Raw genomic sequence first — 11,310 nt, 5'->3', positions numbered from 1 at the left:
CGGCGCCGCGCTACCGCGCGGCGCCGCCTCCCTATCGCCGCTGTCTCCCTATCGCCGCTGTCTCCCTATCGCCGCTGTCTCCCTATCGCCGCTGTCTCCCTATCGCCGCTGTCTCCTGCGGCCACCGTTTCCCCGCAGATCACGGGTATCCGGGCCAAAACCGCCCGCGGAGGCATGCGTAACCGTGATCTGCAGCCAAGGCGGCCGGACCACCGCTAGGCAGCGGCGCGGACGTAGCGGGTGAACAGCAGCTCGCCGTCGGTCAGCAGGTGCGCCAGTTCCATCCGCTGCGGGGCGGACGGCGGGCCGGCGGTGATGCGGGTGCCTCCGGGTCCGGCGAGGATCGGGCTGACCGTGAGGCACAGCTCGTCGATCGCACCGGCCGCCTCCAACGTCCCGACCAGTGACGGGCCGCCTTCGCAGAGCACCCGGGTCAGGCCGCGTTCGGCCAGCCCGGCGAGCATGGTCGGCACGTGGACCTCCGTCTCGCCGGCGATGATCACGTCGCGGAACCGGTCCCGGCCGGGTGCGGCGGCGACCGTCACGATGATCGCTTCGGCGAACGTGTCCGGGTCGAGGTCGAGCCGCCGGGTCACGATCGCCATCCGTGGCTGGACGAGGTCGTATCCCTCGGTACGCACCGTGCCGGCGCCGACGAGCACGACGTCGGCCGCCTTGCGCAGTACGCCCATCAGCGCCTGATCGTTGGGGTTGCCCAGCCCGCCGGAGCGACCGTCGAGGACCGCCGACCCGTCGGCGGAGGCGATGAAGTTCACCCGTACGCCGGGCGGTTGTGCGTACAGCGAGGAGAGATCAGCAGAGCCGCGAGCAGGGAAGAGTTGTTCCACCCCAGCAGGTTCTCACGAAAGTGAACTCGTTCGGGCGATCTCCACGTCATGATCATGTATCGACATCTGTCACATTGGTTCCTTACCATAGTGAACATGGCACGCACGAGAACCGTCGCCGGCGCCGGAACGATCGGCACCGCTCTGCTCGTCCTGCTTTTCGGTAGCCAGCCGATCGTGGAATGGGTGAACAAACACACCCAGCCCGACGAGGCCTTCGGTTGGTTCATGCGGGTCCTGACCTGGCCACGATGGGCATTCGGCCCGGTCGACGGATCCGCCGGATCGATGCGGCGGCTGCTCGCGGACGATCTGCGAGCACTGCTCCTCATCCTGTTCGTCGCGGTCATCCTCGCGGTCGGTGCGAAAACGGCCAGTGGGATCTCCGCCTTCATCCTGGGCTGGGCGGCCGTGATCTTCGCCGCCGCGCTCGCCGCGTTCATCACCGCGTTCATCCTGGCCGATCCATCGCTGCTCAGCGCCTTGCAGCTGGCCGCGGCCGGGTCGGCGTACGGGCTGTTCGCGGGCTGGATCGTCGGGGCGATCACCGTCACCGGCAAAGCCGCCGGATAATGACGGGGTGGCTCATGATCATGCCGACATCGACCTCCGGGAGCTGACCGAGACCGACGCCGAGGCTGCCTGGCGACTGGGCAGCCTCGCCTTCGGCTATCACGACCGGCCCATGCCGACCGAGTTCGGCGACCAACCCGGCCGGATCACCTGGGGCGCGTTCGACCGCTCCGGCCGGCTGCTCGCCAAGGCCGTCGACCGCGACCAGGGACAATGGTTCGGCGGCCGAGTCGTGCCGACCTCCGGCGTCGCCGGGGTCGCCGTCGCCGCCGAGGCGCGCCGCACCGGACTGAGCCGGGCGGTCCTCACCCGCTTGCTGGCCGGCGCCCGCGATCGCGGCGCGGCCATCAGCACCCTCTATCCGACGACGCCGTTCCCCTACCGCCGGGTGGGGTGGGAGGAAGTCGGCGCGCTCACCTCGTATTCGCTGCCCACGGCGTCACTGGCGACCGTGCGCGACGCCGGCCTCGCGTTGCGGCCCGCGACCGTCGCCGACGTCCCCGGCATCTACGCTGCGTACGACCGGCTCGCCCGCACGGGCACCGGTCTGATGGACCGCTTCGGCCCGCTGTTCACGACCACACCCGAAGAGCTGGTCCAGGCTTTCGACGGGCTCACGGTCGCCGTCGGTCCGTCCGGTTCGATCGACGGGTACGCGAGTTGGGAGCGTGGTTCGGGTTACGACGAGAGTGGCCGGATCACCGCGTACGACGTGATCGCCACGACCGCGGAGGCCACCGGCGCATTGCTGGCGATGTTCGGCGGCTGGGCCAGTGTCGCGCCGACGACGGTTCTGCGGCTGGCGTACCCGGATCCTTTGTGGTTCTTCCTCGCGAGCCCGCAGGCGAAGGTCGTCAAGCGTCAGCCGTGGATGTTGCGGGTGGTCGACGCGGCGCGCGCCGTGGAGACGCGCGGCTGGCCGGAGTTCGTGAGCGGCAGCGCGGACCTGGAGCTGGTCGACGAGCAGTGCCCGTGGAACGCCGGGCGGTTCCGGCTGGTCCTCGACGGTGGCGCGGCGCGGCTGGAGCCGGGCGGCACCGGGGCTGTTCGCATCGGGCCGCGTGCTCTCAGCGTGTGGTACGCGGGGGCCGCCGCACCCGACGCGCTGCGCCGGGCCGGCCTGCTGACCGGCGGCGACGACCGGACGGACGCGTTCCTGCAGGCGGCCACGGCGGGGCCGGCGCCGACCCTGCTCGACTACTTCTGACCGCGCTTGTGTATAGTGAGCGGCGTCGGCGCGAGCCGGCAGGCGGACGTAGCGCAGTTGGTAGCGCATCACCTTGCCAAGGTGAGGGTCGCGAGTTCGAGTCTCGTCGTCCGCTCTCTTCCTCTCCTGTAAGCCCACCCCCGGGGTGGGCTTCTGCACTTTCCGCGCTGGTAACGTCGCAGGGTGTGACGATCTTTCTGCCGGAGCTCATTGAACCCCGCCGGGTCATCGCCGGGCGTACCTTCGACTTCGACCGGCAGGTCGCCGTCATGGCGGTGGTGAACCGGACCCCGGATTCGTTCTACGACAAGGGTGCGACGTTCGCTCTGGAGCGCGCGGTGGAGGCCGTCGACAAGGCCGTCGCCGAGGGCGCCGACTGGGTCGACATCGGCGGGGTGAAGTTCTCCCCCGACGGTCCCGAGGTCACCGCGGCCGAGGAAGCCGAGCGGGTGCTGCCGGTCGTGCTCGCCGCTGCGCGTACGCACCCCAGCACGGTCATCTCCGTCGACACGTTCCGGGTGGAGGTAGCGGCCGCCGCCCTGGCCGCTGGGGCGCACGTCGTCAACGACACGACCGGACTGCACGACCCGGCGCTGGCCGACCTGGTCGCGGCCAACCCGCAGGCACAGCTGATCATCACACACAGCCTCGCCCAACCGCGTACGCACTTTCCCCGGCCCTCGTACGCCGACGTCGCCCGAGACATCGCGGCCTTCCTGACCGACCGGGTCGGCGTGGCGCTGGCCCGCGGCGTACGCCCGGAGCAGATCATCATCGACCCCGGACACGACCTGAACAAGAACACCCGGCACACGCTGGAACTGACCCGGCGGCTCGACGAGATCGCCGCAGTCGGCTACCCGATGCTGGCGGCAGTGTCCAACAAGGACTTCGTCGGCGAGACGCTGGACCGGCCCCAAGGCGCCCGGCTGGAAGGGTCGCTAGCCGCCGAAGTCATCAGCATCCTGCTCGGCGCCCGCATCGTGCGTATGCACAACGTCCGGGCCGCCGTGGACGCCGCCCGGATGACCGAGGCGATCCTGGGCTGGCGCGAACCCGCGTACCTGAAGCACAACGTCTAACCCACCCCCTCCCGCTCGCCCCCTCGGCCCGCTTCGGACCCGCTTCGGACCCGCTTTTAGGGTGCTGGATCAGGGTTCTCGGTCGAATCTTGGCCCATGATTCGACCTGGAACCCTGATCCAGCGCCTTCGCGGGGGTGGCGTGGGGGTGGGCGCGGGGCGGAGCGGGCCGGGCGGGCCGCAGGCGCTGGCCCGGGCGGAGATCGCCGAGAAGCTCGGCGTCGGCACGCTCGCCCTGACGGCGTCCGAGATGGCCGCGCGGTTGACCGGGCTCGGGCTGCCCCGCCCAGTTCGCCGCCGACATCGTCGACCTGGCAGGAGGTGGCTGCCGGATCCCTCGCCGCCTGATGTACGCCCCCTGAACTACGCCCCCTGAACTTCGCCCCCTGACCTACGCGCGTTGTCCGGGATGACGTCCCCTCGCGGGCCCACGAAGGCCGCGTTATCCCGGATGACGTCGGCGGCGGCCTGGGCGTGCGTCAGGTCACGCCGAACCGACCGCGCCGACTTAGGCGGCCGCCTGTTCGACCTCCAGCAGGCTGCTCTCGTGCCGCTCCGCCTCGTACGCCGCCTTGCCCCCACGCAGCCCGAAGAGCCGCTTGGACAGCAGGATGTAGACGACGGCCGCGATGTTGATCAGCAGCGCGCCGATGCGTACCCAGGTGACGCGTTCGGTCAGCTCGTAGATCTCGATCGGGATGAACAGCGACGTCGCCACCACCGCGAAGTACTCGCCCCATCGCTTGAGCAGCCACAATCCGGTGCCTTCGATGAGTTGCAGGACGCCGTACAGGATCAGGCCGAGGGCGATCCAGAGCAGCCACTTCGACTGCGCCTCGATGACGGTCCGCAGAGTATGCACAATGGACGAATCTTCGAGGTTGTAGTTGATCTTTTGGGAGATCGGCTGCAGCAGCGGTAGGTCCTCGTGGAAGGCGCGTTGCACCGCGTCCTGGTGGCTGCGGAACCGGATGACGCCGTAGGCAGCCAAGAGAACCAGCAGTCCCTTGGCGAACCGTTCAACGGCGAGTAGCCGCAGGATCACGGTGTCGCGGAGCGCCCGGCCCCGCAGCACGATGGGAGCGTCGCTCGCCGGGCCTTCGGCCTTCGGCTCGCCGACCACGAAATCGCCGCACCGCAGACACCGCCAGGCGGCCCCGATCGGGGTCTCGGCGTGCAGCCGTTCACGCAGCTCAGGCTCGGTCGGGGCGTACGTCTCATGCCCTCGGCGACCACACGCGCGCAGATTCCAGTCCACGGGCCGAAAGGTATCGCACCGGCACCACGGAGGTGCGCTCGCTCGTTGAACCCGGCAGAATGCTTCCCGTTGTGTCGGCTCCCGCTCGAGCCGTGAGTGAGGACGGCGAGCCGACACATGGGAAAGAGTTGTGTCGGCTCCCGCTCGAGCCGTGAGTGAGGACGGCGAGCCGACACCTGGGAAAGAGTCGTGTCGGCTCCCGCTCGCGTCTTGGGTGAGGACGGCGGCGCGACGGCCAGTGTCGGTGCCCCTTGGGAGGATCATCCCGTGACCGAGACCCCCGACCGCTACTCGGACCGGAACGCCCCGCAGCCGGCGGGTGCCGTTTCCGCCATCCGGGCGGCTCGTCAATGGCCCGTGTTCAAACCTGACAAGCGCAGCAATTTCTGGATCAACACGCTGCTGACCATCGTGGCGATCGCCGCCTCCTACGGCGCGGCCCTCGGCCAGGCCGGCTTCGCCGAGCTGTATCTGGGCATGCACGGCCCCGAGCGTTACGTGGTCTTCCTCATCATCGAGGCGACCGCCGTGGCGTTGATGCTGCTGGCGAACCAGACGGCACTGGCCGGTGACTCGGCGGGCGGCCTGTGGACGCTCGTCTGGATCGTCACCGCGGGTGCGGTCACGATGCAGATCGTCCACGCCAACGCGATCGGGCAGCCCGAGGCCGCGATGGTCTACGCGACCGCATCGGTGTTGACGGTGGTCCTCTGGCGCGCCAAGACCCGCCGTTCGCTGCGGGACCGGCTGCGCGCCGCGGGCATGATCGAGGACCCGCTGCCGCGCTACCGGCCGGTTCGCTGGGTGTTGCGCCCGCGGGAGACCTTCCGCGCCTGGTACCTGGCCCTCGGCGAAGGCGTCTCCGACCCGGCCACCGCGATGGACATGGCCCGCGCCGATCGGCTCTATCACCGGTCGGCCAAGACCGCCCGCGAGGCGCTCACCCGCGCCCGTCGCGCGCGCCAGCCGCTGCCCGACCTCACCGACCAGCAGCATGTCGTGCCGCCGTGGCGGGTCACTCACCCCGACGCGCGGCGGTTCGGCGTACTGCCGTGGCACCAGCACACCCCGGCCCAGCTCGCCGCGCCCAAGGCCACCGCGCCCGTCCAGGCCACGCCGCTTCCGCCCACCCAAGGGGTACGCCCACAGCCGCCCGTCCAGCGCCTGGCCCAGCCGATCGAGCAGCGCCCGCCGTCGGACCGCGAGGAGCCGCTGCTGCCGGCCCCGATGCCGGCGTTCTCCGCGCCGGACGTGTTCGAGCCGCCGATCTCCGTCCCGCCGCCCTTCTCGGCTCCGCCACAGCCGGAGCGGCCGGTGTCGGCGGTGCCGGCCGAGTTGTTCCGGGAACTTCGCGAGCAGATATCGTCACCGCGCGATATCCGCGAGCAGACGTCCTCGCCTCGTGAGATCCGCGACCAGATTCCGTCGCCGCTGGCGGCCGCCACCGCGCGTACGCAAGGGCCGTTGCGGCCGGCGGTGTTCGATGCGCTCGACCGGATCATCACCGACGCCGACGAAGGCCTGAGGCGCGGCGAGATCATCGGCGCACTGGTCGACCAGTTCCCCGACGAAGCCCCTGAGCAGCTCGAACGCTTCTTCGACCAGTACACCGAGGAGGCCTCGATGGGCCGCCGCCCCCGCCGGGCGACCGTCGGCTGACCCCTGCGGGCTACCGGACGCCGGGTGGCGTGTCCAGCGGGAACGCCACCTCGGTGTCCGCGTCCGGGGAGTGAACGATCGCGGCATTCGCCATCTGCTGCTCGGCCTGCGCGTCCGGGTACGCCACATCCACGGGTTCGGCGTACCAGCCGCACCGGCAGACGACGCTGTAGTAGCCGAGGTGCTGCCTCGCGTCGAAGACGTAGACCACACCAGGATCGTGGTCAGGCTTGGGTGAGCCGCCGAAGAGACGCCCGAAGATGCTCATGCGCCGGGAGGCTACCGCCGCCACGCAACCTCAGCATGCCCGCGAACAGGGCCACCTCGACATCGATCACGAAGCTGGGGGTTGATCAGGGCCGGGCGGACACGACACGCCGGTTGATCATGGCCATAAGTTCATGATCAACGCTCGGGGGTCGGCGGGGCCGGGTCGGGACCGGCGGGGCGACCAGGAAGACATGAAGATCGTTCAGCGGACGCAAAGTGCGACATCGCGACGGTGGTCGTCGATACTGTCTGGCGGACCGAGGATCGTTCCCCGACGAGGAAAGGTTGACTCCGTGGCCGGCAGACATGCCGCAGGAAAGACCACCCCCAAGGATCACGAACCCCGCACGGCGCAGTCCCAGTACCGGGCCCGGCATCAGCTGAATCGCCGCCGTCGCCCGATCGTGGCTCCCCTCGCCACCGCCGCCGCCCTCACGGTGGCCGCTATTGGGGCCGCCGGGCTCGCCCAGGCCAACGGCCCGGCACAGAACCCCGACACGCCGTCGAAGGCCGAGAACGCCGACGCCCCCATCCACGAGGCCGAGGTCGCGTCGCGGTCCGAGAGCCGGCCGTCGCCGAAGCCGTCCCCGACGAAGGCGAAGCCGAAGATCGCCGGCACCTGCGGCGCGAGCTTCTACGACGTCGGCCAGGGTACGGCCAGCGGCGAGAGCTTCGACCCTTCGCAGTTGACCGCCGCGCACAAGACGTGGAAGTTCGGCACCCGCGTACGCGTGACGAACCCCCGCAACGGCAAGTCCGTGGTCGTGCGCATCAACGACCGCGGCCCCTACATCGACGGGCGCTGCATCGACTTGTCCCGGGCGGCGTTCGCGTCGATCGAGAACCCGGGCCGGGGTGTCATGACGGTCCGCTACGAGGTCATCGCGTAAACCGCCGCCGGACGCGGGACGGCGACGGGACATGGCGGTCCTCAGAGGCTCCAGAGTCGCAGCTCGGGGCCTTCTGCGGTGAGCCAGGTTCCGTCGCCGAGCCCTGACGGACGGCCCGTCACCGGTTCGGGATAGCGGATCTCGGTGACGGTCAGCTGCCGGATGTCGAGCAGCCAATGACGATGCTCTCCGTCACCGTTGCCGTGGCGGCTAGTGGCGGCCACGAGTCGGTCCGCGTCGAGGAATCCCAAGTCGCCCAGGTTCCAGCGGTGGTCGTCGTCGCCGGTGACCTGCTCGGCGAAGAAGCTGCCGGTCACTGTTCCGGTCGGAACCGCGTGAACGTTCATCACGCCTCGGGCGGAGTGGCCCACGCTGATGAGCACCTTGCCGTTCGGGGCGACGGCGAGGCCGATGCAGTCGTCGCCGAGGCGCTCGGTGGTGAACTCACGGCCGTCGAAGCGCCCCCAGAACAGCGGCGATCCGTCCTGTCCCTCGCCGATGCTCAACGCCAGCTGATCCGGCTGCGGGTGCGGCAGGTGGAAAGAGCCGTGCGCGGCGGTGTCGGTCGTCGCCGATCCGAGTATGCGACCGTCGATCGCCGAGGCCACGATCCATCGTTCGTCGGCCGAGTCGAACGGGTCGTAGTCCTCGGGTACGTCTTCTTCGGCGAGCGGTCCCCGCACGTGGGCCCAGACGGTCGTCCGGTCGGTGCTCACCCAGACCGAGCCGTTGTCTGGATATTTGTGGTCGGGTGTTCCGGCGTAGTCGGCGTACTCCGCGTGGATCTCGACGCAGGATGCTTCCCAGCAGGAATGGCGAAGTTCCCAGCGAAGCACGCCAGACCTTTCGACCGCGCGCACGGCGTGTACGCCGGGAAAGACCGCGAAGTCGAGGTCGGGGCTGACCGCCGCTCGGCCGCCGACTCCGTCCGGCCACGGCGCGGGGAAGGCCGCTACCGGGTCGGTCTGGCCGTTGACGAGTTTGCCGAGGTCGTAGACGCGCAGCGTCCCGCCGCCGGGGGCGAGGATCCACGGGCGCTGTCCAACCGTCGTCAGGTGGAACCGGTCCCCCGGTATGCGGACTGTCGCGAGCAAGGTCGCTGTCAAGGTCACCGCCCGATGATCTCAACCGATCCAGGTCGCTGCTTTCGGCGTATCAGCTGGATTTTCGGCGGGGCGACATGGCCCGCAGCCGTTCGACGGCCTCAGCCAGCAGCTGGGTGTTCTTGCGCACGAACTCCAGGATGAGCTCGGTCTCCTCGGGTGAGTGGCTGCCGAGCAGGCGGGTGCGCGCGAGCGTCAGCGGGGCGAACAGCGGCGAGATCTCCTCCAGGCCTTTGCCCATGTTGATCGAGACGGTGACCCGGCGACGGTCTTGCGGGTCGCGCTCACGCACGATGTGCCCCTCGGCCTCGAGTTTGTCGAGGATGGCGGTGGTGGAGGCGGTCGTGAGGCCGATGCCGGCGGCGACTTGGCCGGCGGTGAGCGGGCCGTCGAGCGCGATCAGGTTGAGGCAGTTCAGCTGGGTCGCGTTGAGGCCGACGACCTCGGCCGCCGCCTGACCGAGCGCCATCGACATGACCGCTTGACGGCGCATGAGCTGCTCGAACTCCGCCTCTTCCGCTGTGACGCCGGGTACGGCGGACCGGATCTGACGGTCGGCGCTTGACATGTGACCTCCGCTGGCGCATTCTCTAGGAAATCTAATCTTTAGAAATCCTAGCTTCTAACTTTCCTAGAAGGGCAAGATTCCTAGTGGAACGCCTAGCTTCCCACACCACCCCGGCCGTGAGCCAGGACGCCGAACCGACCAACGACCCGCGCCGATGGATCGCGCTGATCACGATGCTCAGCGGCGCGTTCATGAACCTCCTCGACGTCAGCATCGCCAACGTCGCGCTCCCCTCGCTGCGGGCCGACCTCGGCGCGAGCTTCTCCGCCGTGCAATGGCTGCTCGCGGGGTACACGCTGGCCTTCGCCGCGCTGCTGATCACCGGCGGTCGGCTCGGCGACATGTTCGGCCGCAAGCGGCTGTTCCTGATCGGCATGGTCGGCTTCGCCGTCGCGTCCGCGCTGTGCGGTGCCGCTCCGACGCCGGGCGTCCTGGTCGGCGCACGCATCCTGCAGGGCGCCGCCGGCGCGCTGATGGTGCCGCAGGTCCTGGCCACCATCCAGGTCACCTTCGCGCCCGCCGAGCGCATCAAGGCCCTCGGCGCGTTCGGCGCCACCGCCGGGCTCGGCACCGTCTCCGGCCCGCTGCTCGGCGGCCTGCTGATCCAGGCCGACCTGTTCGGGTGGGGATGGCGTTCGATCTTCTTCATCAACGTGGCCATCGCGGCGATCGCGGTGCCCATCGCCTTCCTCGTGGTACGCGAATCGCGTAACACTCAAGGGTCACGCCTCGACCTGCCGGGCGTCGTCCTGGTGACCGCCGGGCTGCTGCTGTTCATCTACCCGATCGTGCAGGGCCGGGAGAACGACTGGCCGCTTTGGGGCTGGCTGATGATGGCCGCCGGAGTCCTCGTGCTGGCCTTCTTCGGCTGGTACGAGAGCCGCCGCAAGTCGCCGCTGGTGCCGATGACGTTGTTCGGCCGCCGGTCCTTCACCGCCGGCGTCCTGACCGGACTCGCGTTCTTCGGCGGGATCGCGTCCTTCTTCCTCGTCCTGACCTTCTACCTCCAGTACGGCCTCGGCTTCACCCCGCTGCGCGCCGGGCTCACCACGCTGCCGTTCTCCATCGGCGTCGGAGTGCTGTCGGTCGCCGCCACCAAACTCGCCCCGAAGCTCGGGCGTACCACCGTGATGATCGGCGCGGTAGTCATGGCGCTGGGCATCGGCGGCGTCATCTACACGATCGGCGAGTACGGCCCCCGCGTCGAGTCGTGGCAGCTCATCCCGGCCATGGCGATCGCCGGCGCGGGCATGGGACTGGTCGTCGCCCCGCTCGCCGACATCATCCTGGCCGGGGTCGACCGGCGGGACGCGGGCTCTGCCTCCGGCGTCATCAACACGGCGTACCAGGTCGGCAACGCGCTCGGCATCGCCATCCTCGGCTCGATCTTCGTCAGCCTGCTCGGCAGCCAGGTCAGCCCGGCCGTCGACCACGTCGCGCCGCAGATCCGCGCCGCGATCACCGTGCCCGCCGCGCAGGACGCCGCGATCACCGGCTTCGAGGCCTGCCTCTACGACCGGGTGATCGCCGACGACACAGCCGTCGTCCCGGCCAGCTGCGCAAGCGCCGGTTCCACACCGGGCCTGGCTGAGGTCGGTGCGGAAGCCCGGGAGCGGGTGTTCGGCGGGGCCACCCAGCGGACGCTGGGCTGGCAGCTCGGACTGCTCCTCGTCACGCTGCTGCTCATGACGGCGCTGCCTCGGGGCAAGGGCGTGCACGCTGGTCCGCCCAGCGCCTGACTCCCCGCTCCCTCACCCGGCTGGATCAGGGTTCTCGGTCGAATCTTGGGTCATGATTCGACCGAGAACCCTGATCCAGCAGGTGAGGAGGGGTTCAGGCGGGCAGGGTCAGGC

Annotated in this window: 12 protein-coding genes and 1 tRNA gene; 8 read left to right on the top strand and 5 right to left on the bottom strand. The window is 69.7% G+C overall.

All coding sequences use genetic code 11. The annotated features are described in order from the left end of the window. Nucleotides 1-215: 215 nt before the first annotated feature. Nucleotides 216-848 carry a dihydrofolate reductase family protein gene (locus AB0H43_RS31650; RefSeq protein WP_360005368.1) on the bottom strand — a complete coding sequence of 211 codons (633 nt, stop codon included), beginning with the start codon at nt 846-848 and terminating at the stop codon, nt 216-218. A gap of 96 nt (nt 849-944) precedes the next feature. Between AB0H43_RS31650 and AB0H43_RS31645 the strand changes: the two genes are divergently transcribed. The 5 genes from AB0H43_RS31645 (at nt 945) to AB0H43_RS31625 (ending at nt 4,085) form a co-directional block, all read left to right on the top strand. Beyond that, the gene (locus tag AB0H43_RS31645; RefSeq protein WP_360005366.1) at nt 945-1,421 is read left to right on the top strand and encodes a hypothetical protein; all 477 of its coding nucleotides are present in this window, start codon (nt 945-947) and stop codon (nt 1,419-1,421) included. Between the two features lie 7 nt (nt 1,422-1,428). Next, a complete protein-coding gene (locus AB0H43_RS31640) occupies nt 1,429-2,628 on the top strand; it encodes a GNAT family N-acetyltransferase (RefSeq protein ID WP_360005364.1) in 1,200 nt (399 codons plus the stop codon). Between the two features lie 42 nt (nt 2,629-2,670). After that, a tRNA-Gly gene (locus tag AB0H43_RS31635) sits at nt 2,671-2,743 on the top strand. Between the two features lie 70 nt (nt 2,744-2,813). After that, nucleotides 2,814-3,710 (top strand): dihydropteroate synthase, encoded by an 897-nt coding sequence (folP, locus tag AB0H43_RS31630; protein WP_360005362.1) that lies wholly within the window; start codon nt 2,814-2,816, stop codon nt 3,708-3,710. A gap of 96 nt (nt 3,711-3,806) precedes the next feature. Continuing rightward, nucleotides 3,807-4,085 (top strand): hypothetical protein, encoded by a 279-nt coding sequence (locus tag AB0H43_RS31625; RefSeq protein ID WP_360005360.1) that lies wholly within the window; start codon nt 3,807-3,809, stop codon nt 4,083-4,085. Nucleotides 4,086-4,217: 132 nt separating this feature from the next. Here AB0H43_RS31625 and AB0H43_RS31620 read toward each other — a convergent pair whose 3' ends face one another. Beyond that, entirely contained in the window at nt 4,218-4,967 is a 750-nt protein-coding gene (locus AB0H43_RS31620) for a DUF2127 domain-containing protein (protein WP_360005359.1), read from the bottom strand. 267 nt (nt 4,968-5,234) lie between these two features. Here AB0H43_RS31620 and AB0H43_RS31615 point away from each other — a divergent pair, with 267 nt between their 5' ends. Beyond that, a complete protein-coding gene (locus AB0H43_RS31615) occupies nt 5,235-6,626 on the top strand; it encodes a DUF2637 domain-containing protein (RefSeq protein ID WP_360005357.1) in 1,392 nt (463 codons plus the stop codon). Nucleotides 6,627-6,636: 10 nt separating this feature from the next. Here AB0H43_RS31615 and AB0H43_RS31610 read toward each other — a convergent pair whose 3' ends face one another. After that, entirely contained in the window at nt 6,637-6,894 is a 258-nt protein-coding gene (locus AB0H43_RS31610; protein ID WP_360005355.1) for a hypothetical protein, read from the bottom strand. A gap of 295 nt (nt 6,895-7,189) precedes the next feature. Between AB0H43_RS31610 and AB0H43_RS31605 the strand changes: the two genes are divergently transcribed. Continuing rightward, nucleotides 7,190-7,786 carry a septal ring lytic transglycosylase RlpA family protein gene (locus AB0H43_RS31605; RefSeq protein ID WP_360005353.1) on the top strand — a complete coding sequence of 199 codons (597 nt, stop codon included), beginning with the start codon at nt 7,190-7,192 and terminating at the stop codon, nt 7,784-7,786. Nucleotides 7,787-7,827: 41 nt separating this feature from the next. Here AB0H43_RS31605 and AB0H43_RS31600 read toward each other — a convergent pair whose 3' ends face one another. Beyond that, nucleotides 7,828-8,898: a hypothetical protein gene (locus AB0H43_RS31600; protein ID WP_360005351.1), complete on the bottom strand. Its 1,071-nt coding sequence runs from the start codon at nt 8,896-8,898 to the stop codon at nt 7,828-7,830. 43 nt (nt 8,899-8,941) lie between these two features. Continuing rightward, nucleotides 8,942-9,457 (bottom strand): MarR family transcriptional regulator, encoded by a 516-nt coding sequence (locus AB0H43_RS31595; RefSeq protein ID WP_360005349.1) that lies wholly within the window; start codon nt 9,455-9,457, stop codon nt 8,942-8,944. Between the two features lie 116 nt (nt 9,458-9,573). On the opposite strand from AB0H43_RS31595, the gene AB0H43_RS31590 reads away from it, so the two are divergent. Next, complete coding sequence (locus AB0H43_RS31590; protein WP_360005347.1) at nt 9,574-11,196, top strand: MFS transporter; 1,623 nt, start codon at nt 9,574-9,576, stop codon at nt 11,194-11,196. The last annotated feature ends 114 nt before the right edge of the window (nt 11,197-11,310 follow it).

The sequence above is a fragment of the Hamadaea sp. NPDC050747 genome (assembly GCF_040654195.1).
Classification (GTDB): Bacteria; Actinomycetota; Actinomycetes; order Mycobacteriales; family Micromonosporaceae; genus Hamadaea.
The sequence above is the reverse complement of the archived record's forward strand: the minus strand, read 5'-3'. Positions and strand labels throughout refer to the sequence as shown.

Coding starts and splice junctions, on each gene's coding strand:
- AB0H43_RS31645 (WP_360005366.1), top strand. CDS start 945: ATGGCACGCACGAGAACCGTCGCCGGCGCCGGAACGATCGGCACCGCT.
- AB0H43_RS31625 (WP_360005360.1), top strand. CDS start 3,807: ATGATTCGACCTGGAACCCTGATCCAGCGCCTTCGCGGGGGTGGCGTG.
- AB0H43_RS31610 (WP_360005355.1), bottom strand. CDS start 6,894: ATGAGCATCTTCGGGCGTCTCTTCGGCGGCTCACCCAAGCCTGACCAC.
- AB0H43_RS31595 (WP_360005349.1), bottom strand. CDS start 9,457: ATGTCAAGCGCCGACCGTCAGATCCGGTCCGCCGTACCCGGCGTCACA.